This window comes from Nocardia sp. NPDC101769, from assembly GCF_044766925.1.
In the GTDB taxonomy this organism is placed as follows: Bacteria; Actinomycetota; Actinomycetes; order Mycobacteriales; family Mycobacteriaceae; genus Nocardia.
This window is the reverse complement of record NZ_JBIWMX010000010.1, coordinates 144758-170046: the sequence shown is the minus strand read 5'-3', so window position 1 is coordinate 170046 and position 25289 is coordinate 144758. Positions and strand designations below refer to the sequence as shown.

General features: G+C 68.5%; 30 protein-coding genes, 1 tRNA gene and 1 pseudogene. 21 read left to right on the top strand and 11 right to left on the bottom strand.

The window, feature by feature from the left end:
• Positions 1-7: 7 nt before the first annotated feature.
• The gene (locus ACIRRA_RS18470) at positions 8-1141 is read left to right on the top strand and encodes a sulfotransferase family protein (protein ID WP_402769125.1); all 1134 of its coding nucleotides are present in this window, start codon (positions 8-10) and stop codon (positions 1139-1141) included.
• 143 nt (positions 1142-1284) lie between these two features.
• On the opposite strand, the gene ACIRRA_RS18465 is transcribed toward ACIRRA_RS18470, so the two are convergent.
• Positions 1285-1893 carry a TetR family transcriptional regulator gene (locus ACIRRA_RS18465; RefSeq protein WP_402769122.1) on the bottom strand — a complete coding sequence of 203 codons (609 nt, stop codon included), beginning with the start codon at positions 1891-1893 and terminating at the stop codon, positions 1285-1287.
• 106 nt (positions 1894-1999) lie between these two features.
• On the opposite strand from ACIRRA_RS18465, the gene ACIRRA_RS18460 reads away from it, so the two are divergent.
• The 4 genes from ACIRRA_RS18460 (at position 2000) to ACIRRA_RS18445 (ending at position 5622) form a co-directional block, all read left to right on the top strand.
• Positions 2000-2830, top strand: a complete 831-nt coding sequence (locus tag ACIRRA_RS18460; RefSeq protein WP_402769119.1) for an SDR family NAD(P)-dependent oxidoreductase — start codon at positions 2000-2002, stop codon at positions 2828-2830.
• A 2-nt stretch (positions 2831-2832) separates the two neighbouring features.
• Complete coding sequence (locus ACIRRA_RS18455; protein ID WP_402769308.1) at positions 2833-3666, top strand: TIGR03619 family F420-dependent LLM class oxidoreductase; 834 nt, start codon at positions 2833-2835, stop codon at positions 3664-3666.
• A 13-nt stretch (positions 3667-3679) separates the two neighbouring features.
• On the top strand, positions 3680-4174 hold the full coding sequence (locus ACIRRA_RS18450; RefSeq protein ID WP_402769117.1) for a nuclear transport factor 2 family protein: 495 nt from the start codon (positions 3680-3682) through the stop codon (positions 4172-4174).
• A 92-nt stretch (positions 4175-4266) separates the two neighbouring features.
• The gene (locus ACIRRA_RS18445) at positions 4267-5622 is read left to right on the top strand and encodes a TIGR03118 family protein (protein WP_402769114.1); all 1356 of its coding nucleotides are present in this window, start codon (positions 4267-4269) and stop codon (positions 5620-5622) included.
• 76 nt (positions 5623-5698) lie between these two features.
• Here ACIRRA_RS18445 and ACIRRA_RS18440 read toward each other — a convergent pair whose 3' ends face one another.
• Entirely contained in the window at positions 5699-6118 is a 420-nt protein-coding gene (locus ACIRRA_RS18440; protein ID WP_402769111.1) for a hypothetical protein, read from the bottom strand.
• Between the two features lie 33 nt (positions 6119-6151).
• Entirely contained in the window at positions 6152-6682 is a 531-nt protein-coding gene (locus tag ACIRRA_RS18435; RefSeq protein WP_402769108.1) for a DUF2231 domain-containing protein, read from the bottom strand.
• A gap of 129 nt (positions 6683-6811) precedes the next feature.
• Between ACIRRA_RS18435 and ACIRRA_RS18430 the strand changes: the two genes are divergently transcribed.
• Complete coding sequence (locus tag ACIRRA_RS18430) at positions 6812-7558, top strand: helix-turn-helix transcriptional regulator (protein ID WP_402769106.1); 747 nt, start codon at positions 6812-6814, stop codon at positions 7556-7558.
• A gap of 57 nt (positions 7559-7615) precedes the next feature.
• On the opposite strand, the gene ACIRRA_RS18425 is transcribed toward ACIRRA_RS18430, so the two are convergent.
• Positions 7616-7759, bottom strand: a complete 144-nt coding sequence (locus tag ACIRRA_RS18425; RefSeq protein ID WP_357005339.1) for a hypothetical protein — start codon at positions 7757-7759, stop codon at positions 7616-7618.
• A gap of 235 nt (positions 7760-7994) precedes the next feature.
• Here ACIRRA_RS18425 and ACIRRA_RS18420 point away from each other — a divergent pair, with 235 nt between their 5' ends.
• Positions 7995-8597, top strand: coding sequence for a dihydrofolate reductase family protein (locus ACIRRA_RS18420; protein ID WP_402769103.1), 603 nt, complete (start codon positions 7995-7997; stop codon positions 8595-8597).
• On the opposite strand, the gene ACIRRA_RS18415 is transcribed toward ACIRRA_RS18420, so the two are convergent.
• Positions 8594-9268, bottom strand: a complete 675-nt coding sequence (locus tag ACIRRA_RS18415) for a TetR/AcrR family transcriptional regulator (RefSeq protein ID WP_402769101.1) — start codon at positions 9266-9268, stop codon at positions 8594-8596. The two genes, ACIRRA_RS18420 and ACIRRA_RS18415, sit on opposite strands and share 4 nt — an antisense overlap.
• Positions 9269-9410: 142 nt before the next feature.
• Here ACIRRA_RS18415 and ACIRRA_RS18410 point away from each other — a divergent pair, with 142 nt between their 5' ends.
• The 5 genes from ACIRRA_RS18410 to ACIRRA_RS18390 all read left to right on the top strand — a co-directional run bounded on the left by ACIRRA_RS18410 (position 9411) and on the right by ACIRRA_RS18390 (position 14573).
• Entirely contained in the window at positions 9411-10562 is a 1152-nt protein-coding gene (locus ACIRRA_RS18410; protein WP_402769099.1) for an acyl-CoA dehydrogenase family protein, read from the top strand.
• Between the two features lie 32 nt (positions 10563-10594).
• Positions 10595-11344, top strand: a complete 750-nt coding sequence (fabG, locus tag ACIRRA_RS18405; RefSeq protein ID WP_402769096.1) for a 3-oxoacyl-ACP reductase FabG — start codon at positions 10595-10597, stop codon at positions 11342-11344.
• Positions 11345-11418: 74 nt separating this feature from the next.
• Entirely contained in the window at positions 11419-12576 is a 1158-nt protein-coding gene (locus ACIRRA_RS18400) for an acyl-CoA dehydrogenase family protein (protein ID WP_402769093.1), read from the top strand.
• 44 nt (positions 12577-12620) lie between these two features.
• On the top strand, positions 12621-14105 hold the full coding sequence (locus ACIRRA_RS18395) for a long-chain fatty acid--CoA ligase (RefSeq protein ID WP_402769090.1): 1485 nt from the start codon (positions 12621-12623) through the stop codon (positions 14103-14105).
• Positions 14106-14120: 15 nt separating this feature from the next.
• On the top strand, positions 14121-14573 hold the full coding sequence (locus tag ACIRRA_RS18390; RefSeq protein ID WP_402769087.1) for a MaoC family dehydratase: 453 nt from the start codon (positions 14121-14123) through the stop codon (positions 14571-14573).
• 74 nt (positions 14574-14647) lie between these two features.
• Here ACIRRA_RS18390 and ACIRRA_RS18385 read toward each other — a convergent pair whose 3' ends face one another.
• Positions 14648-15412: a YdcF family protein gene (locus ACIRRA_RS18385; protein WP_402769084.1), complete on the bottom strand. Its 765-nt coding sequence runs from the start codon at positions 15410-15412 to the stop codon at positions 14648-14650.
• A gap of 299 nt (positions 15413-15711) precedes the next feature.
• Between ACIRRA_RS18385 and ACIRRA_RS18380 the strand changes: the two genes are divergently transcribed.
• Positions 15712-16176 (top strand): carboxymuconolactone decarboxylase family protein, encoded by a 465-nt coding sequence (locus ACIRRA_RS18380; RefSeq protein ID WP_357005361.1) that lies wholly within the window; start codon positions 15712-15714, stop codon positions 16174-16176.
• 170 nt (positions 16177-16346) lie between these two features.
• Here the strand turns inward: ACIRRA_RS18380 and ACIRRA_RS18375 are convergent, their stop codons facing one another.
• Positions 16347-16520 carry a hypothetical protein gene (locus ACIRRA_RS18375; protein WP_402769081.1) on the bottom strand — a complete coding sequence of 58 codons (174 nt, stop codon included), beginning with the start codon at positions 16518-16520 and terminating at the stop codon, positions 16347-16349.
• A 275-nt stretch (positions 16521-16795) separates the two neighbouring features.
• On the opposite strand from ACIRRA_RS18375, the pseudogene ACIRRA_RS18370 reads away from it, so the two are divergent.
• The 3 genes and pseudogenes from ACIRRA_RS18370 to ACIRRA_RS18360 form a co-directional block, all read left to right on the top strand.
• Positions 16796-17335: pseudogene (locus ACIRRA_RS18370) on the top strand (NB-ARC domain-containing protein); the annotation flags it as partial.
• Positions 17336-17367: 32 nt separating this feature from the next.
• Positions 17368-18915 (top strand): tetratricopeptide repeat protein, encoded by a 1548-nt coding sequence (locus ACIRRA_RS18365; RefSeq protein WP_402769078.1) that lies wholly within the window; start codon positions 17368-17370, stop codon positions 18913-18915.
• A gap of 94 nt (positions 18916-19009) precedes the next feature.
• A tRNA-Asp gene (locus ACIRRA_RS18360) sits at positions 19010-19084 on the top strand.
• A 101-nt stretch (positions 19085-19185) separates the two neighbouring features.
• On the opposite strand, the gene ACIRRA_RS18355 is transcribed toward ACIRRA_RS18360, so the two are convergent.
• Positions 19186-20037, bottom strand: a complete 852-nt coding sequence (locus ACIRRA_RS18355) for an NAD(P)H-binding protein (protein WP_402769075.1) — start codon at positions 20035-20037, stop codon at positions 19186-19188.
• Between the two features lie 86 nt (positions 20038-20123).
• Between ACIRRA_RS18355 and ACIRRA_RS18350 the strand changes: the two genes are divergently transcribed.
• Both ACIRRA_RS18350 and ACIRRA_RS18345 read left to right on the top strand, forming a co-directional pair.
• Positions 20124-20594, top strand: coding sequence for a MarR family winged helix-turn-helix transcriptional regulator (locus ACIRRA_RS18350; RefSeq protein WP_402769072.1), 471 nt, complete (start codon positions 20124-20126; stop codon positions 20592-20594).
• Positions 20595-20660: 66 nt separating this feature from the next.
• Positions 20661-20936 carry an Lrp/AsnC family transcriptional regulator gene (locus ACIRRA_RS18345; protein WP_040856541.1) on the top strand — a complete coding sequence of 92 codons (276 nt, stop codon included), beginning with the start codon at positions 20661-20663 and terminating at the stop codon, positions 20934-20936.
• A 9-nt stretch (positions 20937-20945) separates the two neighbouring features.
• Here ACIRRA_RS18345 and ACIRRA_RS18340 read toward each other — a convergent pair whose 3' ends face one another.
• Positions 20946-21254: a hypothetical protein gene (locus tag ACIRRA_RS18340; protein WP_402769068.1), complete on the bottom strand. Its 309-nt coding sequence runs from the start codon at positions 21252-21254 to the stop codon at positions 20946-20948.
• 88 nt (positions 21255-21342) lie between these two features.
• Here ACIRRA_RS18340 and ACIRRA_RS18335 point away from each other — a divergent pair, with 88 nt between their 5' ends.
• Complete coding sequence (locus tag ACIRRA_RS18335) at positions 21343-21915, top strand: hypothetical protein (protein WP_402769066.1); 573 nt, start codon at positions 21343-21345, stop codon at positions 21913-21915.
• 12 nt (positions 21916-21927) lie between these two features.
• Here the strand turns inward: ACIRRA_RS18335 and trpD are convergent, their stop codons facing one another.
• The gene (gene trpD, locus ACIRRA_RS18330) at positions 21928-22983 is read right to left on the bottom strand and encodes an anthranilate phosphoribosyltransferase (RefSeq protein ID WP_402769063.1); all 1056 of its coding nucleotides are present in this window, start codon (positions 22981-22983) and stop codon (positions 21928-21930) included.
• Positions 22984-23051: 68 nt separating this feature from the next.
• On the bottom strand, positions 23052-23474 hold the full coding sequence (locus ACIRRA_RS18325; protein ID WP_402769060.1) for a hypothetical protein: 423 nt from the start codon (positions 23472-23474) through the stop codon (positions 23052-23054).
• A gap of 168 nt (positions 23475-23642) precedes the next feature.
• Between ACIRRA_RS18325 and ACIRRA_RS18320 the strand changes: the two genes are divergently transcribed.
• A complete protein-coding gene (locus tag ACIRRA_RS18320) occupies positions 23643-24254 on the top strand; it encodes a heme-copper oxidase subunit III (protein ID WP_083868641.1) in 612 nt (203 codons plus the stop codon).
• An 82-nt stretch (positions 24255-24336) separates the two neighbouring features.
• On the top strand, positions 24337-25197 hold the full coding sequence (locus tag ACIRRA_RS18315) for a c-type cytochrome (protein WP_402769057.1): 861 nt from the start codon (positions 24337-24339) through the stop codon (positions 25195-25197).
• The last annotated feature ends 92 nt before the right edge of the window (positions 25198-25289 follow it).

Genomic DNA, 25289 nt, shown 5'->3' with positions numbered 1-25289 from the left:
CACCACTATGACCGGACGTACCAACGTCGGCACCGTCGAGGATCTGCATCATTCGGCGTCGAAAGTCTGCGGCCTCACCGACTTCGGGTCCGACGACTACCTGGAGGCGCTCGGCGTCCTGCTGGAGTCCTACCAGCGTGATGCCGGGCTCACCGAGCTCGGCTCCAAGATGAGCCGGTACTTCCTGCGCGGCGCGCTCGTCGCCCGCGCGTTGAGCGAAGCCTCCTGGCAGGCCAACCCGACCTACACCGAAACCCAGGTCACCAGGCCGATTTTCGTGACCGGGCTGCCCCGTACCGGCACCACCGCCCTGCACCGGCTGCTCGCCGCCGACCCGCAGCACCAGGCCCTGGAGATGTGGCTCGCCGACTTCCCCCAGCCGCGGCCGCCGCGCGAGACCTGGGCCGACAATCCGGTCTACCAGGCGGTCGACAAGGGGTTCGCCCAGCACCGGATCGAGAACCCGGAATTCATGGGCGTGCACTACATGACCGCCGCCGAGGTCGAGGAGTGCTGGCAGCTGCTGCGCCAGACGGTGAAGTCCATCTCCTACGAGTCGCTGGCCTATCTGCCGAGCTACTCGCAGTGGCTGCGCAAGCAGGATTGGACCGACGCCTATGCGCGGCACAAGGCGAACCTGCAGCTCATCGGCCTGGGTGACAACCGGCGCTGGGTGCTGAAGAACCCCAGCCACCTGTTCGCCCTCGACGCGCTCATGAAGGTGTACCCGGACGCGCTGATCATCCAGACCCACCGCGACCCGGTCACCATCGTCGGCTCCTCGTGCAGCCTGTCCGAGCAGGCCACCCAGGGCTGGTCCACCACCTTCGTCGGCGAGAAGATCGGCGAATCGCAGCTCGAACTGTGGTCGCGTGGCCTGCGCGAATTCAATACCGCGCGAGCCCGTTACAACCCGGACCAGTTCCTCGACATCGAATTCGACGAACTCCGCGCCGACCCCTTCGCCGCGGTCGAGAAGATCTACTCGAAGTTCGGCCTGGACTACACGAATTCGGCCCGCACCGCCATGACCGCCCTCGACGAGGAGAGCAAGTCCGGCGACCGCAAACCGGTCCACAAGTACTCGCTGGCCGACTACGGCCTCACCGAAGACCAGGTTCGAGCCGAATTCGAGCTCTGACCGACCGATATCCGATGGCCGGACGCGCACCCGCGCGCCCGGCCGTCGGTGGTTTTCGGGCGAGATCTGCTCCCGCACTGTCGATTACGCGCGGAAGTGGGGTTGGAGCGCCCGCATCGGGCGGCCCGGTGTCGGGATGTCGGCTAGTGCGCCGATCGCCAGGGGGCGAGGAGAAGTTCGCAGGCCCGGTGGATGTCGGAGAGGGCTTGGTCGGTGGTGAGGCGGCCCGCGGTGGTCCAGGTGAGGATGCCGAAGACGCATTGTTCGAGGAGGCGGGCGAGGCGGTGGTCCTCGGGGGTGGGGTGGGGGATTGCGGCGGCGGTGAGGACGCGGTCGGGCATGGCGTAGTCCTGGGCCAGGGGGCTGGCGGGGGCGGGGTCTTCGGCTCGGACCGCGTTCATGGACACCAGCATTGCGCGGGCGAGACGGGGATGGCGGAGCAGTTCGCCGATGGCGGTGCCCAGGAATTCGGTCGCGCCGGCGACCGGGTCGGCGGGAACGTGGGCGGGACTGGGCATTTCGCGGATCGCGCGATCCAGGACGCCCGCGAACAGGTGGTGCTTGGAGGGGTAGTAGCGGTACAGGGTGCCCAGGGCTACCCCGGCGGTCTGGGCGACCTCGCTCATCTGCACGCCGTCCAAGCCGTGCTCGGCACCCAGGCGAGCGGCGGCGCGGAGGATCGCGCGCTGGCGCTCGAGCTGGCGGGCGGTCGATACCCGGCCGGGGGTGCGGGACTCCGGAATTCGCGGCATGGCCTCATCTTCTGTCGGAAAACTAGAATTCACTCTAGTTTTTCTGGTCGGAAGTTTGTAGAACTGGAGGATGCCGAGTTCATTCTCACAGGTGAGGAAGTCCGCGATGAACGGTGAGGATCCGCAGCGCCCGGTCGATCCGGAGCGGTATGGGCCGTGGGCGGTCATCACCGGGGGATCGGAGGGGGTTGGGCGGTCGTTCGCGCTGGAGCTGGCGCGAGTCGGGATCGCACTACTGCTGGTGGCGCGGCGGGCCGAACCGCTCGCCGCGACGGCCGCCGAGTGCCGGGCGCTGGGCGTCCAGGTGCGCACGCTGGCACTGGATTTGACCGCGCCCGGCGCGGTGGGGGAGATCGCGGCGGCGGTGGACGATGTCGAGGTCGGACTGCTGATGCTCAATGCGGGCGCGAATACGCACAGTGCACCGTTCGTGGACGGGGATCTGGACGCCTTTCAGCGGGTCATCGATCTGAATCTCACCGTGCCGCTCGGGCTGATCCACCACTTCGGGCGCGCCATGAAAACGCGTGGGCGGGGCGGGATTCTGCTGGTCGGATCGCTCGCGGGGTACCTGGGCTCGCAGCATCACACCGTGTACGGCGGGGTCAAGGCGTTCGGGCGGATCTTCGCCGAGAGCCTGTGGCTGGAGCTCGGCGAATACGGGGTGGATGTGCTCGAACTGGTGCTCGGCGTGACCCGGACACCCGCCATGGAACGGGTCGGGCTCGACTTCACCGTGCCGGGAATGACGGTGTCCGAACCCGATGACGTGGCGCGCGAAGGGCTTTCGCGGCTCGGGCACGGGCCGGTACACATCATGTCCGGCAACGAGGCGGGAGCCGCCCAGCGCAATGACCCGGACCGGGCCGCCGCGGTGCTGCGGGCCGACAAGGGCATGCGGCGGCTCATGGGTCTGCCGGAACGGGTGGCACGATGAGTATCCGGCTCGGTCTGTCCACGCCGATCGTGGTGCAGGTGCCCGGCATCGCCTCGCCCTGGGAGGCCGTCGCGGGCCCCGAGGAACTCACCCGGATCGCCACGGCCGCCGATGAACTCGGCTTCGACCACCTCACCTGCTCCGACCACGTCGGTGTGCCGGCGGCGGCCGCCGCGGTGCGCGGCGCGACCTATTGGGATCCGCTGGCGACCCTGTCGTACCTGGCGGCGCGCACCACCCGGATCCGGCTCGCCACCTCGGTGCTGGTGCTCGGCTACCACCATCCGCTGGCGCTGGCCAAGAGCTACGGCACCCTGGACCGGCTCAGCGGCGGCCGGGTGGTGCTCGGGGTCGGAGTGGGCTCTCTCGCAGAGGAATTCGCCCTGCTCGGCGCGGCCTGGGAGGACCGGGGCGCGCGGGGCGATGCGGCGCTGACCCGATTGCGCCGGGCCTGGGGTCGCCGCGATGTCGAAGGCTTCGTGCTGGAGCCGCACGCCACCGCCACCACCGTGCCGATCTGGGTGGGTGGGCGCACTCGCCGATCGCTGCGCCGCGCGGTGTCGCTCGGCACCGGCTGGGTGCCGTTCGGCCTGCCCGCGGACCGGATCGCGGACCTGCTCGCCACGGTGACCGTGCCCGACGGTTTCGATGTGGTGCTCTCACCCGGTGTGCCGCTGGATCCGCAAGGGAACGCCGAGGATTCCCTGCGCCGGCTGGCAGCGCTGCGGGCGGCCGGGGCGACCCACCTCACCTGCACGGTCCGGGCCATCGGCGCCGCCCACTACTGTGATCAGCTCGCCGCGTTGCGCGATCTGGTCGACCGTAATCTCCTGTAGCAGAAGGATTTCCATGATCGAAGAGCGTCTCGCCGTGCTCGAGGACCGGCTGCGCCGGGTCGAGGACGAGCTCGCCATCACCCGTCTGATCGCCTCCTACGGGCCCCTGGTCGATGCCGGGGCCGCCGAGGCGGTCGCCGAATTGTGGACCGAGGACGGCGAATACGACGTCGAGGGCTGGCACATGCGCGATCGCGGGGAGGTCCGCGACATGGTCGAATCGCAGGCGCACCAATCGCTCATCGCCGCCGGGTCGGCGCACTTCCTGGGCCCGGTGTCCGTCACCGTGGACGGGGACACCGCGGCGGCGGTGTGCGAGTCGCTGCTGGTACGGCGGCGGGACGGCGGATTCTTCGTGTGGCGGGCGGGGGCGAATCACTTCCGCCTGGTCCGCACTTCCGATGGCTGGCGGATCGCGCAGCGGATCACCCGGGCCCTGGACGGCTCCGAGACCGCCCGAAAACTGCTCACTGCGCCCTGGACCAGCGGAAATCTTGTTCTCGAATGAAAATGAGGGTCCCCTAACGACCCCGTCGATTCCTCCAGCTATGGTTAGCATCACCTAACGCCGCACCTGGGCGTTTGCTGGAAGGACCTGAAATGAACGGACGCTCGAGCGGCATGCCGCCGGTGCGCAAGACCCTGCTGCGCGTGTCGGCACTGGGCGCAGCGCTGGTCGTCGCGGCGGCATGCAGCAATACGAAGTCGGCAAGCGACGACGTGAAGGCGCTCGACGGAAACCATTACGCCCAGGTCAATATCGCCTCCAACAAGGCGGACGACAAGGCGCAGTTCACCTTCCCGAACTTCATCAACGCCTGGGGCATCGCGAACCGTCCCAAGGGCGCGGGCGGGCACTTCTGGGTCGGCGCGGGCGGTTACTCCTTCCAGTTCGTCGGTGACACCACCAAGTCGGCGGATGCCAAGTACCAGAAGATGTTCCAGGACCCGCTGAAGCTGGTCACCATCCCGGGCGCGGACTCCATCCCGGACGACGACGGCGACGACAGCGAAGGCAAGACCACCGGCGTCGTCTTCAACCCGGCCCTCATCACCTCCGACATCTTCGCGGTGAAGGACCAGCCGGTCAGCTACGACGGCAAGGACGAGAAGCTCACCGGCTCCGCGCGATTCATCTTCGCCACCGACTCCGGCAAGATCTCCGGCTGGACCGAGCAGGGCGCGGGTGGCGCCATCGTGCGCCACGACGGCCCGGCCGTGCTCGAATACGACGGCACCGCCGCGGGTATGAAGTTCAAGGGCATCGCCCTGGACCCGTCCGGTTCCAAGCTGCTGGCCGCCGACTTCGGCAAGGACCCGCAGGTCCGCACCTTCGACAAGGACTGGAAGCTGGTGCCCACCACCGGTTTCGCCAACCCCTTCGCCACCGGTGACGCCATCGACCCGGCCGACGCGTCCAAGGGCAAGAAGCTGAAGGTCGGCGACCCGGCCCCCTTCAATGTCGCCACCATCGGCGACCGCGTCTTCGTCACCTACGCCGTCACCCAGTCCGAGGGCGGCGACCCGAACAAGCTGAAGGCCGGCGAAGAGGACAAACTCGACAAGGACCAGGAGAAGAACGCCGGTAACAAGGCCAAGAAGGGCCAGGTCGCTGAATTCGACAAGAACGGCAAGCTCGTTCGCACCCTCGACGCCGACGGCCGCCTCAACGCGCCGTGGGCCGTCACCATCGCCCCGGAGGGCTTCGGCCCGCTGTCGGGCAAGCTGCTGGTCGGCAACTTCGGCGGCGCGGGCCACATCCTGGCCCTCGACGACCAGTCCGGCAAGTTCGTCGACTACCTGCGCGACGCCGACGGCAAGCCCGCCGAGATCGAGGGTCTCTGGGGCCTCATGTTCGGTAACGGCGAGAGCCTCGGCGACGCCGACGCCCTGTACTTCACCGCGGGCCCCAATGACGAGAAGGATGGCCTCTTCGGCAGCCTCCGCCTGAAGTAACCCGCGAAAGCCCCGGGCCCCGAGTCGATTCCGGCTCGGGGCCCGCGCTTTTTCCGGGGCCGGCTCGTCGCTCGGGTCAGCTCGCGCCGACGCCGAGCGCGGTGAGCAGGACCAGCACCACGGTGACGACGGCGAAGACCCCGTGCCCGCCCACGACCATGACGGGGAAGTGGCGTTCGGCCGGTTGGGACTCCGGGGCACCGGCCTCCCGGGCCCGGTAGACCGGCAGCCAGCGCAACAGCATGAAGAAGCCGAGCAGCGCCACCGGAATCAGCAGCGCGAAGGCGACCCAGGCGACGGCCTTGGTGCCGATCACCAGATAGATGATCCACAGCACCAGCCCGGCCACGGCCAGCAGGAAGTGGCCGAAGATGACGGGCGGGGGCAGGTGACTGGAACTCGGTTGCCGGACACCGCCTTTGGCGATCCAGGTGCCGAGCAGAACGAAACCGCCGGCCGCGGTGAGCAGCCAGGTGATGAGTGCCGCGATGGACATGATCAACTCCTGTCGAGAGAGGGTGCGGGGTATTCAGCGCTGGAAACCCGTGGCCTGGGTGGTCTCGTCGGCCACCCGGACGCCGTAGCGATAGGCGAGCTTGCCGCCGAGATAACCGGATACGGTCAGGGTCGCGAGGGCCGCCACCGACAGCAGCAGCGGACCCCACGGCACCGCACCGTGCGTGCCCTCGGCTCGCCGCCAGACGAAATCCAGTGCGAAGGCGACGGTCACCGCGAGGTTGAGGCTCAGGTGGACCAGGCCGGTGCGGAAGGCGGGGGTGCCGGTCGGAATGGCCAGAAAATCCAGGAATCCGACGGTGGCCGCCGCGAGCGCGCCGAGCACGCCGATGGCGATCAGCCACAGGGCGCCGCGCGTCAGGAACTCCGGATCGCCGACCACCTGCGAGCCGAGGTCGAAGATCAGGCTTGCCACCCAGGCCCCGATGGGCACGGTGACCAGGATCGGATGGAACGGATGGCCGTACGGCCCGGCCAGCGCCGCGCTCACCGGGTGCTTGGCCTGGTACGGATCAGGCTCGGCCTGCTGCGGATCAGCGGTCACGTCAACCTCCCAACCAGCCTTTAATTTCGGAAATAATTCTTGGCGTAATTACCCGGTCAGGTCAAGGACTACACGCCGGACGAGTACCCGAAGCATTTCGGTCAATATGATGGGCGCTATTGTGGTCGCGTGACCAGTGCTTCCGCGATCGGTGCCGTCGCCGTCCTCGATGACGACCTGCGGCGCGGCATGTACTGGTACATCCGCCGCGCCCGCCGCCCCGTCACCCGCGACGAGGCCGCCGCCGAGGTCGGCATTTCCCGCAAACTCGCCGCCTTCCACCTGGACAAGCTCGTCGACGCCGGCCTGCTGCGCGCCCGCTACGAGGCCGTCGGCGCCCCCCGCCGCGTCGGTCGCACCCCCAAGGTCTACGAACCCGCCGAAACCGATGTGCGCGTGAGCATTCCGGAACGCCGCTACGAGGTCCTGGCCGAAATCCTGATGGGCGCGATCCTCGCCGAGGGCGCGGACGAGACCGCCCGCGACGTCGCCGTCCGCGTCGCCGCCGAGCTCGGCACCGCCCTCGGCGCCGCCGAACGCGACCTCCGCAAACCCGGCCGCCTCGGCCCCGAACGCGCCCTCACCCTCCTCCAAGCCCTACTGTCCGACCAGGGCTTCGAACCCGGCCGGCCGACCCCGTCGTGCATCCGCCTCCACAATTGCCCCTTCCACCCCCTCGCCGCCTCGGCCCCCGAACTCGTCTGCGCCCTCAACCACGCCTACCTCTCCGGCGTCGTCGACGGTCTGGGTGCGAACACCGTCGAAGCCGTCCTGGCCCCTGCCCCCGGTGAATGCTGCGTCGAACTGCGCCCGGCAGCCGACGGGCGCCCGGACCACCCTTCGCCCGCCCCGGGCTCATCGGCAGCTTCCGCCTGAATCGATCCCGCACTTGCGCAGCGCAGTTCGCGCGTCACATCTCCGGGGGAGATACGGCTATTCCATGGTCTTCCCGATCAGGAACAGCGTGAGGACGATGCCCATCACCACGACCAGTCCGTAGTGGCCGGCCGACCGGCCGTAGTCATAGGTGGAGGCGGCGACGACGATCGTCATGATCAGGAAAAGAAGGCGCTTCACCGCAGACTCCCAAGGCTCGTTCCCAACCGTACGAGCGGTGGATTCGGTTGTGCCACAGCGTAATGGGTGAAGGGCAGTGCAGTGGCAGCGGCCCGCCCGAACAGCCCGAACCGGGCGGGGCGGGGCGGCGGTCACCGGGGAATCCGGGTGCGCGACCGATGAATCCGAGACGGTCGCCCCGTCCTATGGGTAACCGCGCGGCCCACACCAACCCATTCGCAAGGAGCACACACCGATGCGCAAGATCACCGCGGGACTGTTCATCTCCCTCGACGGCATAGTCGCCGACCCGCAGGACTGGCACTTCCCCTACTACAACGACGAGATGGGCGAGGCCGTCTCGGCCCTGGTCGCCGCCGCCGACACCCTGCTGTTCGGCCGCGTCACCTACGACTCGTTCGCGGGTGCCTGGCCCGAGCGCGAGGCCGCCGGAGCCGAGGACGCGGGTTTCGCGAAGGCACTCGGTGATCTGCGCAAGATCGTGTTCTCCCGTCGCGAGCTCGACTTCACCTGGCGCAATTCCGAGCAGCCCCACGGTGATCTGGTCGCGACCGCGGCCGCCCTGAAGGCGGAACCGGGCGGCGATATCTCGCTCAGCGGCTCGACCTCGATCGTGCGCCAGCTGCTGGCGGCCGCGCTCATCGACGAACTGCACCTGTTCGTGCACCCGATCGCCCTGCGCGGCGACGGCCTGCGGCTCTTCGACGAGGGCACCCCCATCCCGCTGCGGCTGCTGTCGGCCACGCCGTTCAAAACCGGTGTGCTGCACCTGATCTACGGCCCCGCCGACGCTCCCGGGGAAGCCGGTTACGAGGACGCGCGAGCGCACCTCGCCTAGTCGGCTTCCGAGCTTCCGGAGCGGGTTCGCCGACGGCGGGCCCGCTCCTTCTCGATGGCGTCGAAGCGCAGCTGCAGACCGTCGGCGAAGGACGAAAGCGCCAATTCGAAACTCTCGGAATCGATTTCGTCGGCCTTGGCGCGCAGCAGATGCGCCTGCTCCAGATGCGGGTAGCGGTCGCGATAGACCTGGACGTCGTCGACGAAACCACGGGAGAACGAGCCCATGGTGGCGCCCATGACCAGGTAGCGGGTGGCCGCGCCGATCATGGTGGCGTCACGCGGGGGCCAGCCCGCGGAGACCAGGCCGCCGTGGACGGCGTCGGCGGTGCGCAGGTTCTCGTCGCGGGTGCCGGGTCCGGCGGCCAGGTAGGCGACGAAATTGGGGTGCCGGACCAGGGCGTCGCGGTAGGAGTGGGCCCACGAGGTGAGGCCGGCGCGCCAGCCCTGGTCGAAGGCCGACGCATCGACCCTCGCCATGAGACCGCCCGCGATGTCGTCGAGGACGGCGTCCTTGGTGGGGTAGTGGGTGTACAGGGAGGCGGCCTGAACACCCAGTTCGGCGGCGAGCTTGCGCATGGACAGCTCTGCGAGACCGTCGCGGTCGATCAGGGTCAGGGCCGCGTCGCGAATCCGTTCGCGGCTCAGCAGCGGCACCTTCGGCCTGGCCATCCGGCTCACCTCCTTCGGTGGAAGACCCCAGCGATCCCCCGGTGGACGTCGAATTTATCACTCGGCCCTTGATTAACCGAACACTGTTAGGATAACGTCGAGGCATAAACCTAACAACGTTTGGTTAGGAGCTATCGCAACCATGGACTTCGAACTCGGCGATTCGCAGCGCGAACTGCGCGATCTGGCCCGGGCCTGGGTGGACAAAGAGGTCGTTCCGCACGCCGCCGCCTGGGATCGGGCCGAGGCGGTCGATACCGCGATCGTCGGCAAGCTCGGTGAGATGGGCTTCCTCGGCATCGAGATCCCGGAGGAGTACGGCGGCTCCGGCGGCACGGCCCTGGACTACTGCGTCCTGCTCGAGGAACTCGGCCGCGGCGACAGCTCGGTGCGCGGCATCGTGTCCGTCTCGCTCGGGCTGGTGGCCAAGTCGATCAAGACCTACGGCACCGAGACACAGAAGCGGGAGTGGCTGCCGCGCCTGTGCGCCGGGCAGTCGCTGGGCTGCTTCGGCCTCACCGAACCCGGCACCGGCTCCGACGCGGGCAGCCTCACCACCAAAGCCGTTGCCGACGGCGACGATTGGCTGGTCTCCGGCACCAAGATGTTCATCACCAACGGCACCTGGGCCGAGGTCGCCATCATCTTCGCCCGCACCGGCGGCCCCGGCCCCAAGGGCGTGACCGCCTTCCTGGTGCCCACCGAGGCCCCCGGCTTCGCGCGCACCGAGATCAACGGCAAGCTCGGCCTGCGCGGCCAGGCCACCGCCGAACTCGTCCTCGACCAGGTCCGGGTGCCCGACGCCAACCGGCTCGGAGAGCTCGGCCAGGGCTTCAAGATCGCCATGGCCGCCCTGGACAAGGGCCGCATGGGCGTGGCCGCCGGGTGTGTCGGCGTCGCGCGCGGCTGCCTGGAGGCCGCCGTGAAATACGCTCGGGAGCGCGAACAGTTCGGCAAGCCGATCGCCTCCTATCAGCTGGTCCAGGAACTCATCTCCGATATCGCCGTCGATGTCGAGGCGGCGCGGCTGCTCACCTGGCGGGTCGCCGACCTGGTCGGGAAGGGCAAGCCGTTCGGCACCGAGGCCTCGGTCGCCAAGCTGTTCGCCAGCGAGGCCGCGGTGAAGGCCGCCAACAATGCCATCCAGGTGTTCGGCGGATACGGCTACATCGACGAGTACCCGGTATCGAAGTACCTGCGCGACGCCCGCGTGCTCACCCTCTACGAGGGCACCAGCCAGATCCAGAAACTGCTCATCGGACGCGCCCTCACCGGCGTGAACGCCTTCCTCTGACAACACTTCTCAAGGACAGGGAGAGTCAACTCATGCCGAAAGTCGCAGTCGTGACCGGCGCGGCCCGCGGAATCGGCGCGGGCACCGCCGCCCGCCTGGCCGCCGACGGTTTCGCCGTCGCCATCGTCGATCTCGACGAGGCCGCCTGCAAGGATGCCGTGGACGCCATTGCCGCCCAGGGCGGCAAGGCCATCGCGGTGGGCTGCAATGTCACCGACGAGGCACAGGTCGCCGCCGCGTTCGAACGCATTGCCGCGGAACTGGGTTCGGTCGACGTGCTGGTCAACAATGCCGGCGTGCTGCGCGACAACCTGCTGTTCAAGATGTCCGTGGACGACTGGGACATCGTCATGTCCGTGCACCTGAAGGGCACCTTCCTGTGCTCGCGGGAGGCGCAGAAGTACATGGTGAAGCAGAAGTCCGGCAAGATCGTGAACACCTCCAGCGTGTCCGCGCTGGGCAGTCGCGGCCAGGCCAACTACTCGGCCGCCAAGATGGGCATCCAGGGCCTGACCCGCACGCTCGCAATGGAATTGGGTCCGTTCGGCATCAACGTCAACGCCGTCGCGCCGGGCTTCATCGTCACCGAGATGACCGATGCCACCGCCGCCCGCGTGGGCGTCTCGCCGGAGGAGTTCCGCGCCGAGGCCGCCAAGATCACGCCGCTGCGCCGGGTCGGCGAGCCCGCCGACATCGCGAACGTCGTCTCCTTCCTGGTCTCCGACGACGCCTCGTTCGTCACCGGCCAGACCATCTACGTCGACGGCGGACGCCGTCTCTGATCACGAAAGCTCGGTCCGCACCGGATGATTCGCTCCCCGGCGCGGGCCGCCTCCACTCGAGAGAGATCTTCACCATGCAGAGAACTGTTTTCGACAACGACCACGACGCCTTCCGCGAGACCGTGCGGGCGTTCATCGAGGCCGAGGTCGTACCCGTCTACGAGGAGTGGTACGCCGCGGGCATCGCGCCGCGCGAGTTCTATTACAAGCTGGCCGAGCTCGGCGTCTTCGGCATCGAGGTGCCCGAGGAGTACGGCGGCGCGGGCATCGAATCCTTCAAGTTCCAGGCCATCCTCATGGAGGAAGTCGCCCGTGCCGCAGTGCATCTCGGCGGTTCGGGGGTGCACGTGGGGCTGTGCCTGCCATACCTGAAGAAGCTGGCGACCGAGGAGCAGAAGCAGCGCTGGCTGCCCGGCTTCGTCACCGGCGAGATCATGTTCGCCATCGCCATGACCGAGCCTGGCACCGGCTCCGACCTGGCCGGAATGCGCACCACCGCAAAGCTTTCCGCGGACGGCACGCACTACGTGCTGAACGGGTCCAAGACCTTCATCACCGGTGGCGTGCTCGCCGACCGCGTCATCGTCTGCGCCCGCACCGCCCCGCCCAGCGAAACCGATCGCCGCCACGGCATCTCGCTGTTCGTGGTGGACACCAAGTCCCCGGGCTACAGCGTCGGCCGCAAGCTGGACAAGCTGGGCCTCAAGGTCTCCGACACCGCCGAGCTCAACTTCACCGACGTCAAGGTGCCGGTGGAGGATCTGCTGGGCGAGGAGCACAAGGGCTTCTCCTACCTGGGCCAGAACCTGCCGCAGGAGCGTCTGTCCATCGCCGTCGGCGCCTACGCCCAGGCCAAGGCCGCCATCCGCTTCGCCAAGGAATACACCCGGCAGCGCAATGTCTTCGGGCAGCCCGTCGCCAGCTTCCAGAACACCAAGTTCGAGCTGGCCGCCTGCCAGGCCGAGGTGGACGCCGCCGAGGCCGTCGTCGACCGCGGTCTCGAGGCCCTCGACGAAGGCACCCTGACCCCCGCCGACGCCGCCTCCGCCAAACTGTTCTGCACCGAGGTCGCGCACCGCGTCATCGACCGCTGCCTGCAGCTGCACGGCGGCTACGGCTTCATCAACGAATACCCGGTCGCCCGCCTGTACGCCGACAACCGCGTCAACCGCATCTACGGCGGCACCAGCGAGGTCATGAAGATGATCATCGCCAAGGACATGGGGCTGTAGGCCGAGCCGCCCCGAACGCCGATCCGATCGAACCCGAGGTCCCAATGAACGCGACCCTCTCCCTGGCCAGCATCCTCGCCGAACCGGCGTGGCGGCGCCCCGACCACATCGCCCTGATCGAGGGCGAGCAGCGCATCACCTTCCGCGACCTGTGGCGGCAGGCCCGCGAACAGGCCGGTGCGCTCATCGAACTCGGGGTGCGGCCCGGCGACCGGGTCGCGCTCATGGGACCCAATACCGCCGACTTCCCCCGTGCCTACTTCGCCATCCTGGCGGCGGGCGCGACCGTGGTGCCGGTGCACCTGTTGCTCACCGCCGACGAGGCCGAGTACGTGCTGCGCGACAGCGGAGCCACCGTCATGCTCTGCCACCCCATGGTCGAGGCCGTCGGCAAGGAAGCCGCCGCCCGCGTCGGCATCGACTGTCTCGACCCGAAAGACCTGTCCGGGCAGGCGATTCCGGCGTTCGTCGCTCGCAGCCCCCTCGATACCGCCGTCGTGTTCTACACCAGCGGCACCACCGGCCGGCCCAAGGGCGCGGAGCTCAGCCACCTCAATATGGTCATGTGCGCCACCGTGAATGCCTTCGACGCCAATGAGGTCGAGCGCGAGGACATCGCGCTCGGCGCGCTGCCGCTGTTCCACGTCTTCGGGCAGACGGTGTCGATGAACTCGCACTGGCGGCTCGGCGCGACCCTGGTGCTCATGCCGAGATTCGATGCCGCACAGGCCATCGAGCTGATGGTCCGGGAGAACGTCAACACCTTCCACGGCGTGCCGACCATGTATCACGGCCTGCTCGAGGCCGCGCAGGGCCGGACCGACCTCCCCGAGCTGCGGCTGTGCATCAGCGGGGGCGCCGCCATGCCGCCGGTCATCATCGAGGAATTCGAGCAGGTGTACGGCGCGCACATCCTCGAGGGCTACGGCCTGTCCGAAACCTCGCCCACCGCAACGGTGAACCAGCCGCTGCTCGGCCCGCAGATCGGCACCGTCGGACACCCGGTGTGGGGCGTCGACGTCGAGATCGCCGCCGCCGAGGTGTGCGACCGCATCGAACTCCTGCCGACCGGCACCATCGGTGAGGTCGTGGTGCGCGGCCACAATGTGTTCAGCGGCTACACCGGCAAGCCCGAGGCCACCGCGGAGGTCATGGTGGACGGCTGGTTCCGGACCGGCGACCTCGGCGTCAAGGACGAGCAGGGTTATCTGCGCATCGTGGACCGGATCAAGGAGATGATCATCCGCGGCGGCTTCAATGTGTACCCGACCGAGGTGGAGGCCGCGCTGCTGCGGCACCCGAACATCGCGCAGGTGGCGATCATCGGCGTGCCGGACGAGAACTACGGCGAGGAGATCCTCGCGGTCGTCGTGCCGTCCGGACCGCTCACCGCCGAGGACGTCATCGACTACGCGAAAGAGCATGTGGCGCGGTACAAGTACCCGCGCCGCGTCGAGTTCGTCACCGAACTGCCCATGGGGCCCACCCACAAGATCCTCAAGCGTGAACTGAAGCAACGCTACATCTAGCTGGAGGAACACAGCATGATCGACTTCAGCGACTTCGACCGCCTGCGGGCCGCCGCCGGCACCGAAATCGGTGTCAGCGACTGGATCACTGTCGACCAGCGGCGCATCGACACCTTCGCCGACGCCACCGACGACCACCAGTGGATCCACGTCGACGTCGCCCGCGCGGCCGCCGGACCCTACGGGCGCACCATCGCCCACGGGTTCCTCACCCTGTCACTGGTGGTGCCGATGACCGCGCAGGTCATGACCGTCAGCGCCGCGAACATGGCAATCAACTACGGGCTCAACAAGGTTCGGTTCATCAACCCGGTGCTGGTGGACAGCCGCATCCGTGGGCGCTTCACCCTCGACGCCGTCACCGACATCCCCGGCGGCGTGCAGACCGTGCGGACGGTCACCGTCGAGATCGAGGGCCGGGACAAGCCCGCCTGCGTCGCGGAGAGCATCGCCCGCTACCTCGCCTGAGGCGCGCAGACCAGAGCCCGCCGATCGAATCGATCGGCGGGCCCTGGCTTTTCGCGGACCGAGCGTTCCGCGGACTAGCTGCGTGGCCCGTACGGCACCGCCGACAGCGGGGCGGCATCCGGCGTCATGGTCGCCACCACCGAGATCCCGGCCGCCTGGAAATTCATCAGCGCCCGGGCGATATGGTTCGCCGAGGTGATCAGGATCGCCGCGTGCGCGCCGATGGCGTCCATCAGCTGCGCCGAGAACGCCGCGTTCTGGACGGTCGAATTCGCCTTGGTCTCGGTGTGAATGCGGGTGCGGTCGATACCGTGCTCGACCAGCCAGTCCGCCATGGCGTCCGCCTCGGTCACCCCGTTCTGGGGATTGCCGCCCGTCACGATGACCGGGGCCTGCGGCGAGAGCAGGGCCGAGACGTAGCCGGCGTAGAGCCGGGCCATGAGCTCCGGGCGCATCGAGCCGTCGGGCTGCAGACCGTAACCGAGCACCACGATCGCGGTGTCCGGGGTGAACAGCGCGGGCAGATTCAGGCCCGGCAGGTCCATGCCGGGGATATTGAAGGTCTGCAACGCGTTGATGGTCGCCAGCATGTCCTGGGAGAGCCCGGCGATCGAATCGATCTGCACCGGCTGCGGCGGCGCGTCGGCGTGGGCCGGAGCGGCGGCCGTCGCCAGCGCGATGACGGTCGCACCGGGCAGCAGGGCCTGGATGGCCTTGGTGCGGAACTGATTCGATGTCCTGCGCTGATGACGGCCGGGCCGGACGCGCCCCAGGCGGGGGCGGACTCCTTGCCACTGACCGTTGGGTGAGATTCTCCGATGTCTGCCTGTGTCGAGCATCGCAACCCCCTAGGTAGCCGGGATGTGACTACCGGTCGGTTCACAATCGTCCGAATCATGATCGCGCCGGATCCACTTCGATGGAGGCGATTTCGCGAAATCAAGATTCACATCGTCGCGAGACAGTGTCCGAACAGCCGAAATATCAAGCAGGACCGGCATTGTCGTGAGGTTGGCGCGATCGGCCGGACCTCCCCGGAAGACATGACCGGCGTCACATCGCACCCGATGTCACACCCGCGCGGTCCGCGTCGTCAACCTGACGAAGCCAACGAACGACACAGAGAAAAGAGAGAACAATGACCCGTTTCGCCCTGTACGAGAACGAAGTCGCCGCCAAGTTCAACAAGCGCCTCGTCACCGCCGCTCGCGTCGTCGACGAGTCCAGCCTGCCCAAGGCCACCCAGGAACTGGTCAAGATCCGCGCCTCGCAGATCAACGGCTGCGGCATGTGCCTGGATATGCACACCAAGGATGCCGCCCACGCCGGCGAGACCGCGGTCCGCCTGGCCATGGTCGCCGCCTGGAAGGAATCCACCGTCTTCACCGAGCCCGAGCGCGCGGCCCTCGCCCTCACCGACGAGGGCACCCGCCTCGCCGACGGCGGCGGCATCTCCGAGGACACCTGGGCCCTGGTCCGCAAGGAGTATGACGACGAGCAGATCGGCGCACTGATCTCGCTGATCGCCACCATCAATGCCTGGAACCGCCTGAACGTCATCTCCGGCCAGCTCGGCGGCCAGTACGTCCCCGGCCAGTGGTGATCACCCGCCCGCGCCCCGATCACCTCGGGGCGCGGGGGTGGGCATTCCTCGAGTGGCACACCCCCGAGGGGGAATCGGTCGAATCCCCTCGGCGGTGTGCCACTCGGCGTTCGGGCCGCGCAACCGTCCCCTCGATTCGGCTGCCGGGCTCGAGCGTCGAGACCGGGCGGCTATTCGTTGTGGCGGACCAGCGGCCAGTCGATCGCGACTCGGCCTGCGGTCGCCACGTAGGTGGTGAAGACGTTCAGCGCCACGTGGGCGATGATCTCCACCAGGAGGTCCGGGGCCAGGCCCGCGTCCTGGGCGGTGCGCAGATCGGCGTCGGTGACGGTGCCGTTGTGCACCAGCAGGGCGTGCGCGAAGGCCAGGGCCGCTTCGGCTTCCGGGTCCGTGGACGCGGCCTGCCGGGCGCGGATCGTCTCCTCCTCGGTCAGGCCGGTGACCTTGGCGCCCCGGTAGGTGTGGGCCGACAGCTCGTAATCATTCGGAGACGTGGGACCTCGGTGCGGGCCGCATCGGCGCGGACGCCGCCCGATTCGAGGCGCCGTCGCACCCGGTAGGGGACGGGACCGATCCGGCCGCCGATCCTGCGGAGAGCGCGCCGCCCGCCACGGGGCAGGTGGTCAACTTCCTGCCGTACGACGTCCCCGACTTCACGGGCCGGGCCGGGGATATCGAGCGGGTGCGCGGCTGGCTGATCGGGGAGGCCACCGGGGTGGCGGTCATCGACGGCATGGCGGGGGTCGGGAAGACCGCGCTCGCAGTGCATTTGGCGCACACGGTGGCGGGGCGGTTTCCGGACGGGCAGTTGTTCATCGACCTGCAGGGGCATACGCCGGGGCGGGAGCCGCTGGATATCGGGATCGCGCTGGGGGCCTTGCTGCGTCAGCTGGGCGTGTCCGAGGACGCCATTCCGTCGGGGGAGGCGGAACGGGCGGCGCTGTGGCGAGCCAGAGTGCGGGACCGGCGGGTGATCGTCGTGCTCGACAATGCGGTCGACACCGCTCAGGTGCGGCCGCTGCTGGCCGGGGGCGGGGCGCACCGGGTGATCGTGACCAGCCGACGGCGGCTGCTGGATCTGGATGGGGCGCAATCGCTGTCGATGGAGCTGCTGGCGGCGGCCGATGCGGTCGAGCTGTTCCGGGCCATCGTGGGGAGCGGGCCGACGCGGAACCGCTGGCGGCGCTGGATGTGCTGCAGCTGTGCGGATTCCTGCCGCTGGCCATCCGCATCGAGGCGGCGCGGCTCGCGCACCGGCCGCAGTGGACCGTCGAATACCTGGCCGGGCGGCTGCGGGATCAACGGCGGCGGCTCACCGAGCTGGCCACGCCGGAACGCGGGGTGGCTTCGGCCTTCGCGCTGTCCTATCAGCAGCTGGAACCGGCCGAGCAGCGTATGTTCCGGCTGCTCGGGCTCAACCCCGCGCGCGATATCGAACCGCACGCCGCCGCGGCCCTCACCGGTCTCGCCGTCGCCGAGGCCGAGCACCACCTCGAGCGCCTGCTCGACGCCCACGTCCTGACCCAGCTGCGCCCCGGCCGCTACACCATGCACGACCTGCTCCGTCAGCACGCACGCACCACCGCGGCGAATGAGGAATCGGCCGAAACACGTTCTGCCGCAGTCGAATCCCTCTACCGCTACTACCAGGACACCGCCGCCCACGCCGTCCGGCTGCTCTTCCCCGACGGCTCGCACCCCACGCCGGAGTCCGCCGGTGGGCTGGATTCGACCGCGGCGCAGTCGTTCACGGAATCGGCGCTGACCTTCGAGGAGGCGGCGGAGGCCATCGAGTGGCTCGATGCGGAGCGCATCAACCTGGTGGCCATCTGCATTGCGCCGGAGGAGTCCGCACGACCCGGCTACACGGCACGGCTGGCGCGCAGTCTGCATGCCTACCTCGATGGGAACGGCCACTACGGTGCCGCGCGCACCATGCACACGCAGGCGTTGCGGAGTAGCCGCCGCGATGGGGACCTGGCTGCGCAGTCTCGCGCGTGCAGTGACCTGGCTTGGATCGCCTGGCGGTTCGGGCGGCTGGACGAGGCGCACGACCACGGTGAGCAGGCTCTGGACGCGGCCCGCGCGGCCGGGGATGGGCGGGCGGAGGCCAGGGCCCACTACGTGTTCGGGTACGTCTTCTGGCAGCGCGATATCGAGCGGGCCGGGGAGCACTATCGGCAGGGGCTGGCCCTGTTCCGCGAATTCGGCGACCGCGCTGGTGAGGCGGCCTGCCTCACCAGCCTCGGCACCGTCAGCGAACGCTCGGAGCGCTACCCCGAGGCTCGAGAGCGACTCGGCGAAGCCCTGCGCCTCTACCGTGAATTGGGCTCCCGCACAGGGGAAATCGTCGTGCTCAACAATCTCGGCCGGGTCCATCTCGGCGAGGATCGCCCCGACGAGGCACGCCGCCGCCACCGCCGCGCCCTCGACCTGTGCCGCGAACTCCGCTTCCGCAGTGAGGAGGCCGAAGCTCTCAACGGTCTCGGCGAGATCGCCCTCGCCCTGGACGATCCCGCCGCCGCGGTCGCCGACTTCACCGCCGCCGTCACGGCCTGCCGCGATCTCGGTGACCGTGCCGAGGAGGCCCGCGCCCTGCTCGGCCTGGCCCAGTCCCACCGGGCGCTCGGGCAGACTCCCGCCGCGCGCGACCATTCCGCCAGGGCCCTGGCTCTTTTCGAGGAACTCGAGGTCCCCGAGGCCGACGAGGCCCGCGCCCTCCTCGCCGACCTCGGCTGACCCCGCCGCGGAAATTCGGTACCGCTTTCCGCGACGTGTCATTACCGTCATCGTCGCCACCGACGCCCTGGCGCGCAGGTCGTGGGGTGGTCCAGCCGGTGTGGAGGAGTTCGGAGTCCTCACTTCCCCGTCGAGGAAGAAGCCGCGGGTTCGAATCCCGTCACTGGTGCAGGTGATGTCAGCCGGGTGCGGCCGCAGCGCTCGAAGGCTCTGTCAGTCCTCGAAGGCTCTGTCAGTTCTCAAAGGCTCTGTCAGTTCTCGAAGGCTCTGTCAGTTCTCGAAGGCGGCGCGATGAGCCGCGCACCATTCGGCGAAGGTACGCGGCGGGCGGCCGAGCAGTGCGGCCACGGTGTCGGTGCGGGCGCCCACTGTGTCGGCGCGCATGAGGGCGAAGCCCGCCACGATCGCCGCGGCCAGCGGCGGGGGAGCGCCGTTCGGGTAGCGGGCCGCCACCGCCTCCTCCGGCGTCGCGGTCTCACGAATCTCGAGGTCGCGGTGCAGGATTCGGGCGAGGATCGCTACCTGCTCGCCGACGGTCAGGCTCTCCGGGCCGGTGAGGTGATAGGCCACCCCGGTGTGGCCCGGCTCGGTGAGGCAGTGGGCCGCCACCTCGGCGATATCGGCGGGATCGATCGGAGCGAAGCGGCCCGGACCGGAGGGGTCGAGGATCGGGTCGCCCGCCCGCAACGCCGGAATCCACTCCAGGGCATTGGACATGTACCCGCCCGGACGCAGGATCGTGCACGGAATTCCGCTGGCGCGCACCAGATTCTCGCGCTCGTGGTGCCAGCTGCCCATGGCGGGCAGTGGTTCGACCAGCACGTGGGCGGAGGAGATCATGACGATCCGGCCCACCCCCGCCCGCGCGGCGGCGTGCAGCAGGTTGCGGGTGTGGTCCAGCCCGACACCCGGGACCAGCAGGAACAGGCCGGTGACTCCGGTCATGGCTCGGTCCAGGCTCGCCGGATCGTCGAGGTCGCCCCGGCAGGTCTCGGCACGCGCGGGCAGGGTCGCCGCCCGTGCCGGATCACGCACCAGGGCACGGAAGTCGAGGTCGTTGGCGTCGAGAATGCGGGTGAGTTCGCGGCCGATGTTCCCGGTCGCTCCGGTCAGCAGTAGCATGGCACCTCCAGATCGTTAGCCGTCTACTGAAAAACGTTAGACGGCTAATGATCGACGGTCAATACCCGCACCCGACCGGAGGCCTCATGTCTTCCCAAGGCTCAGCCGACTTCCTGGACCTGCACGGCCGCACCTCGAAAGCCTTGCGCGCCTTGGCCGATCGCGATATGCGCCGCCTCGGCCTGCACCTCGGCCAGAATCACGTGCTGGCCGTGCTGTGGGAACAGGACGGCCGCACACCGGGGGAGATGGCGGCCGCGCTGAACGTGACCACGCCGACCGTCGTCAAGATGGCCACCCGCATGGCCGCCGCCGGACTGCTCACCCGCCGCCGCGACGACAAGGACAACCGCCTGGTCCGGCTCTGGCTCACCGACCGTGGCCGCGACCTCCGCGACCCCGTCGAAGCCGACCGGAAGGCCCTGTCCGACAAGGTCACCGCCGACCTCACCGACGCCGAACGCCGCCACCTGATATCGGCGCTGGAAAAGATCCACCGCGCCGCCGCCGACCTCCTCGGCGACCCGCTCGACCACACCGACTCGATCCCGGACTGACCCGAACCCACGCCGTTCCATCCCGGACCGGCGCTGCCGCCCCGGCCATCACCTAGAGTTGGGCACATGATTACCGCGATCGTGTTGATCTCTGCCGAGCCGGATCGGATTCCGGAGACCGCACAGGAACTGGCCGACATCAAGGGGGTGGCCGAGGTCTATTCGTGCGCGGGGGATGTGGACCTGATCGCCGTGGTCCGGGTGCGCGACCACGAGGAGATCGCCGACGTGGTCACCGGCCGGATCAACAAGACGCCGGGCGTGCTGCGCACGGCCACCCACATCGCGTTCAAGTCCTACTCGCGCGCGGACGTCGAGGCCGGCTTCTCGATCGGCGAATAGCCGCCCGGGTCAGCGAGTCTGAACGGACGCGCCCAGTGCCGTGCCGGTGTGCCCGGGCTCGATGGTGTGCGTGACGCCGCCCTTGCAGCCGGGGAACAGATACACCCGGGCGCGCAGGGCGGTTGCATTGTCGACATTGAGCCGGCGCGGCACACTGCGGATGGTCACGCAGTCGCCCGGAACGCCGTAGCTGCGGCCGTCCACACTGAGGGCGCCGGGATCGGTGGTCTCGTCGTGAGCCCAGTGAGCGGCGCTCACCGGAATGCCGATGCCCAGGAACACGGCCACCAGGCCGGGTAGCACCACTCCGTATCGCATGTCGAAACTGTAACGCCGCCTCGGGGACCGAACGGCAAACACACAGCTGGGTGACCGGAACTCTCAGGACACTCGGAGGAAATCTTCCATGAGAGGGCAGGAACCCATGTTCGTGAAGGTGTGTGGGCTCACCACCGAGGAACAGATCGACTGGGCCGTCGAGCTCGGCTACTCCGCCATCGGCGTGGTCGGTACGGCCAAGAGCAAGCGGTATGTCGAGCCCGCCCGGGCGCGCGAGCTGGCGGCGTACGCGCGCGGCAGGATTCGCTCGTTCGTGGTGGCGTTCGACCGGACCGAGGTAGCGGAGGTGATCGGCGACTTCGACGTCATCCAGCTCTACAACTGGACCGACCTGCCGAACCTGGCCTACTGCTCGGCCGTCGCACCCACCCCGGAACAGGTCTGTGAATACTTCTTCTACGACGCCAGCACCGGATCGGGCGTCTTCGCCGAATTCCCGGACTGGCTGGAGAAGATACCCGGACAGGTGGTGCTGGCCGGTGGTCTCAGCCCCGACAATGTCGCCGAGGTGATCACGACCCACCGGCCGTTCGGCGTCGACGTCTCCAGCTCGGTCGAAACCGCCCCTGGCATCAAGAGTTTCGATGCCATGAGCCGTTTCAAACAGGCCGTGGACTCCGCGGCCGAACCGGGGGCCTGAAGCCCCCGAGCGTCAGTTCGCGCCGAGCTCGTTGGAGACGGTGACCCAGCGATCCAGCAGGGCCGAGGCCGCACCCGAATCCACGATCTCGGCCACCCGCTTCAACGCCGCGGCCAGCTTGGTGTGCAGATCATCGTCCACGTCCGCGGCGGACAGGTCGAATGCCACCAGCGCGGCCGCCGAATTCAGCAGCACCGCGTCCCGCACCGGGCCCGGGTCGCCGGCGAACATCGTGCGCGCGATCTCCGCGTTCATCGCCGCGTCGCCGCCGCGCAGCGCCGACGGATCCACCCGCTCGATGCCGAGTCTGGTTGGGTCGATGGTGGTTTCGTGCGACCGGCCGCCCGCGACCACCCACACATCGGTGGTGTCGGCGGTCGTGATCTCGTCCAGGCCGTCATTGCCGCGGACCACCAGCGCCGAGGCGCCGCGTTCGGCGAACACACCTGCGATGACCGGCACCAGATCAGGGAAAGCACAGCCGATGAGGCCCGCGCTGGGCTGCGCCGGATTGGTCAGCGGGCCCAGGATATTGAAGACCGTCGGAATCCCGATCTCACCGCGTGCCTGACTCGCGAACCGCAGCGAGGGATGGAACACCGGCGCGAAGCAGAAACCGATGCCGGTCTGCCGCACGCACTCGGCCACCGATTCCGGTCCGAGCGCGATCTTCACGCCCAGCGCCTCCAGCACGTCCGCGCCGCCGCTCTTGGACGAGGCCGCCCGATTGCCGTGCTTGATCACCGGAATCCCGCTGGCCGCCACCACGATCGAGGACATGGTGGAGATGTTCACGCTGCCCGAGCGGTCACCGCCGGTGCCGACGATATCCACCGCCGCGCCCTCGAACGGCACCCGCTTCGCGTGCGAGAGCATGCCGGTGGCCAGGCCGCTCAGTTCGGTCGGGGTCGGGCCCTTCATCTTCAGGGCCACGCCGAAGGCCGCGATCTGCGCGGAGGTGGCGTTGTCGGAGAAGATCTCGTTCATCGCCCACGCGGCCTCATCCGAGGACAGATCGTTGCCGTCGGTGAGGATGCCGAGAATTTCTCTCCAGCTGCGCGCGCTCATTGCCTTCTCTTCCCGTTTCCGGTCCACGCCGGACGCCAGTGTCGTTGGGGCAAGCCTAGTGTGCGGGGCTACTTCTTTCCGTCGGGACCGGCGGCGGGCTGCAGGGCATCCCAGCCGAGGACATGGCCGTCATAGCGATGGGCGATTCCTGTCATGCGGGAACGCTCCTGGGAGCAGTGCAGGGCGTCGAGCACCTGCACGCGCTGCAACACCAGGTTCGCGGGGTCGGCCGCGTCCACCGCGGCCGTGTCATAGCCGATCTGCGCGGCGATGACTTGCACCTCACCGACCCGGTCGGCGGGAACCCGGAGGTGGTGCCGGAGGACTACCGGATCGTCCGATGTCCACTGCAAAGCCTTTCCCAGGGCCGCCGAACAGGCTTCGGCGTCATCGAAACTCGATGCCACCACCACCAGATCGGGCCGCGACGGGTCCAGTTCCGCTGCTCCGCCGCGTCCGGCTATCCGCCGCCACCACGATTTCACGCTCATACATCCCTCTCCACAGGGCTCAGCTTCCTCTTACCTGCGCAATTTAGGCTTTCCGGGACACGCCGAGAGCCCTGCGAGTCGCTCGCTCGCCCTGGGCTTTCCGACACGTACGACAAAGTTTCGTACCCGCCTACGCCTGTCGTACTACGACAAGTCATACTTACCGGCGTGACGACCGCAGTAGGGACCCCAGGATCGGCCATTACCCAGCGTGTGCATTCGCTGAACCGGCCCAACATGGTCAGCGTCGGTACCATCATCTGGCTGTCGAGCGAGCTGATGTTCTTCGCCGGCCTGTTCGCCATGTACTTCGTTGCTCGCGCGCAGGCGCACGGAAACTGGCCGCCGGAGCCGACCGAGCTGAACATGAAGCTCGCCGTGCCGGTGACCGCGGTGCTGATCGCCTCCTCCTTCACATGCCAGATGGGCGTGTTCGCGGCGGAGAAGGGTGACGTCTTCGGCCTGCGCCGCTGGTACCTGCTGACCTTCCTGATGGGTGCGTTCTTCGTCGGAGGCCAGGCCACCGAGTACCACGCCCTGTACTCGGAGGGCACCTCGATCTCCAGCAGCGTGTACGGCTCGGTGTTCTTCATCACCACGGGCTTCCACGGTCTGCACGTCATCGGCGGTCTCATCGCGTTCGTGTTCCTGCTGATCCGCACCAAGCTCAGCAAGTTCACCCCGGCGCAGGCCACGGCGGCGATCGTCGTCTCCTACTACTGGCACTTCGTCGACATCGTCTGGATCGGCCTCTTCGCCACGATCTACTTCGTCCGCTAGCACCGGACGCGCCGAGGCCCAGCCCGCGTCGGCGACCCGAAAACTTGTACAAGTCGGTTCCGTCTACTCCAAAGGGACACAGATGAGTTCATCTCCCCCGTCAGCGCCAGATCCCGAGGGGATCGGCCAGGCCACCAAGATCCGCAAGCAGCGCCGGATGCGCCGGAAGCTGGCCGGCGGTCTGGTCCTCCTGATGGGCCTCGTCGGAGCCGGCTTCGCGGCGTCGGCCCTGACCCCGCAGGCTCAGGTCGCCACCGCGAAAGAGGACCAGTCCGCGCTGATTCGCGAGGGCAAGCAGATCTACGACACCTCCTGCGTCACCTGCCACGGCGCCAACCTGCAGGGTGTCCAGGATCGCGGCCCCAGCCTGATCGGCGTCGGTGAGGCCGCGGTCTACTTCCAGGTTTCCACCGGTCGTATGCCGGCCGCCCGCAACGAGGCGCAGATCCAGCGCAAGCCCCCGAAGTTCGACGCGCACCAGACCGACGCGCTCGGCGCGTACGTCCAGTCCCAGGGCGGCGGTCCGACCGTGCTTCGCGACAGCAACGGCGAGATCGCGCAGGAGTCCATCGTCGAGGACCGCGACCTCGGCCGCGGTGGCGAGCTGTTCCGTATGAACTGCGCCTCCTGCCACAACTTCACCGGCAAGGGTGGGGCGCTGTCGTCCGGCAAGTTCGCGCCGCCGCTGGAGGCGGCCACTGAGCAGCAGCTCTACCTGGCCATGCTCACCGGCCCGCAGAACATGCCCAAGTTCTCCGACCGGCAGCTGACGCCGGACGAGAAGAAGGACATCGTCGCCTACATCAAGGACCGCATGGAGACCCCGTCCGAGGGCGGCTACGGCCTCGGCGGCTTCGGTCCCGCGACCGAGGGCCTGGCCATCTGGGTCGTCGGCATCGTGGTCCTGGTCGGCTCCGCGATGTGGATCGGTTCCCGGTCATGACCGCGTCAGGCCCGGAGGCGGCAGCGAAGCGTAACCATGGAGGGCCCGCGGCCATGACCGATCGGACACAGTCATGACCGCGTCAGGCCCGA